The following is a 2,229-nucleotide window of genomic DNA, read 5'->3' as shown; positions in this document are numbered from 1 at the left end:
GGTTCTTCGTCACTTTTGGTGAAAGTATATTAAAAAACTACACATTATTTGTTAGCCCCTGCTTCTTTTTAAAGGTTACACCAACTTTTTCTAGCAAGTTGTACACTTGTGCTTTCTGATACGCTAACCCGTATTCCTGTTTAATCCATTTTGCTAAGGTTGGTCCGGTCCACCTGTTTGATTCAAGCCCATAGTCTGAGGGGATCTGTTTTAGGACAACTGTTTTTATTGTTTCGAGCTGTTCATTCGACAATGCGCTATGTCGTCCTCTTCCTTTCTTGTCCTTTAGTCCTTCTATGCCTTCATTCTCAAAACGATGCACCCAGTTGGTTATCTGTTTAAAACTTATATTATGAAGTTCAGACAGCTTTCTGCTGGAATGTCCCAACGCAACCAGGTAAACAATATTAAGCCTTGCTCCAACTGTGTAAGCTTCATTCTTGTTTAAGATTTTCTTTATTTCATCAGCTTCTGCACGCTGAATCTTCAATACTGATTTCCCCACGGTAGCTTTTTTTAAGACCAACAAATATAAGTGTAAATATGTGTAATTTTATAATATACTTTTTACTATGATATCGCAATTTATACTTCCTACAAATGTGCAGCTTCGAGCTGACTCAATCCATTCGGAACCAGGAATACTATATATTGATACCTCTGTATGTCAAACCTGTTCAATTTGCCCCGTTTGTAATAAAAAGAGCAGTAAAATTCATAGTCGGTATTCCAGGACTCTTTTGGATTTACCTATTTCCGGCCATTTGTCAAAAGTTCAACTTAAAGCTAGAAAATATTTCTGTGATAACCCTGAATGCCCCAGGAAAGTCTTTACCGAACGGTTTGATTGTGAAATAAAACCATACTACAGAAGGATGATCCGATCGAATGATCTTCTCGCCAGAATGGCCCTTGAGCTTGGCGGGAATACAGGAGCAGCTATTAGCCGCTACGCCGGTGTACCTGTAAGCCCGTCCACAATATTAAGAGTGGTAAAGCGTTTGGATATCCAACCTAAAAAACTAACCTCAGGCGTTATTGGCGTAGATGACTGGGCATTTAAAAAAGGAAAAACTTACGGAACGGTCATCGTTGATTTAGCGAAAAAGGAAGTTGTAGATCTGTTGCCGGACCGGGAATCGGCTACTTTATCCGAATGGCTGAAACAACACCCCGAGATAAAAACGGTTTCAAGAGATAGATACGGTCCATATGCATTAGGTATAAAGACAGGAGCGCCTGATGCCAGTCAGGTTGCAGACCGCTTTCACCTGCTTATGAATCTCGGGGATGCGACTAAAAGGATATTTCAATCGAAGGGAAAAGAACTCAGGGAGGCGTTTACACTTTATAATCAGCCGAAAAATAAGCCTGCTAAGACCGTTGAGACCGAATCAGCAGTTCAAAATATGCTACAGATTACAGAAGATATTTTAACAACTGCCAATATCAGTATTGACAAGCTGCACAAGTTCGAAAAAGTCAAAGATCTTTATAGTAAGGGTAGCAGTATAAGACAGATTGCCAAGACTGTAAAATTAACCCGTACAACCGTGAGAAAATACACGATGATGGAAAAGCTGGTTAAAAGACAGGCACATACCACAACTAATCTGGACGCCTTTATTGGTTTTTTGATGCAGGAAGAAAATAGAGTAAAAACTTACCGGGAATTGCATAAAACAATTGTTGAGATGGGTTTTAACGGGAAGTACACCCAGTTTTGCAATAAAATGAATGAGCTTAAGAATACGCAACCAGCTCTTCGACCGAAATCCACAGGTCCAATACTGGTAAAAACCTGGTCTCCCACCAGATTATCACTTATGCTATACATGGAGCCCTGTGAACTAAAAAGAGCTGATGACAAAGATTTTCTAAAGCTTCTATTTGAAAAATACCCACAAATGAAGAAAATGGAAAAGTTAGTTAAAGGCTTTAAAAACCTATTTAAGACTAAAAAAGATGGCACGCTGAAAACCTGGATTGAAGAGGTGTTTGAATCTGATTGCGGTTTGAACAATTTTGCAAAAAACCTTTTAAAAGATTATGATGCAGTAAATAATGCAGTGATAACCAATATAAGTAATGGGCAGGTTGAAGGGCAGGTCAATCGTATTAAAACAATTAAAAGAAAGATGTACGGCAAGGCAGGGTTTCAGCTGCTAAGAAAAATGGTACTTGCAAAATCAGCATAATTCACCAAAAGTGACGGAGAGCCACTATTGC

Annotated in this window: 2 protein-coding genes; one reads left to right on the top strand and one right to left on the bottom strand. The window is 39.0% G+C overall.

Annotated features, from left to right (window positions below):
* Window positions 1-37: 37 nt before the first annotated feature.
* Window positions 38-505 carry a helix-turn-helix domain-containing protein gene (locus AC04Q1_RS26385; RefSeq protein WP_131029858.1) on the bottom strand — a complete coding sequence of 156 codons (468 nt, stop codon included), beginning with the start codon at window positions 503-505 and terminating at the stop codon, window positions 38-40.
* Between the two features lie 67 nt (window positions 506-572).
* Here AC04Q1_RS26385 and AC04Q1_RS26380 point away from each other — a divergent pair, with 67 nt between their 5' ends.
* Complete coding sequence (locus AC04Q1_RS26380) at window positions 573-2,198, top strand: ISL3 family transposase (RefSeq protein WP_478367511.1); 1,626 nt, start codon at window positions 573-575, stop codon at window positions 2,196-2,198.
* The last annotated feature ends 31 nt before the right edge of the window (window positions 2,199-2,229 follow it).

This window comes from Pedobacter humicola, from assembly GCF_056490705.1.
The sequence above is the reverse complement of the archived record's forward strand: the minus strand, read 5'-3'. Positions and strand labels throughout refer to the sequence as shown.

Excerpts from the sequence above, each read along its gene's own strand:
- AC04Q1_RS26380 (WP_478367511.1), top strand. The coding sequence starts at position 573 with ATGATATCGCAATTTATACTTCCTACAAATGTGCAGCTTCGAGCTGAC.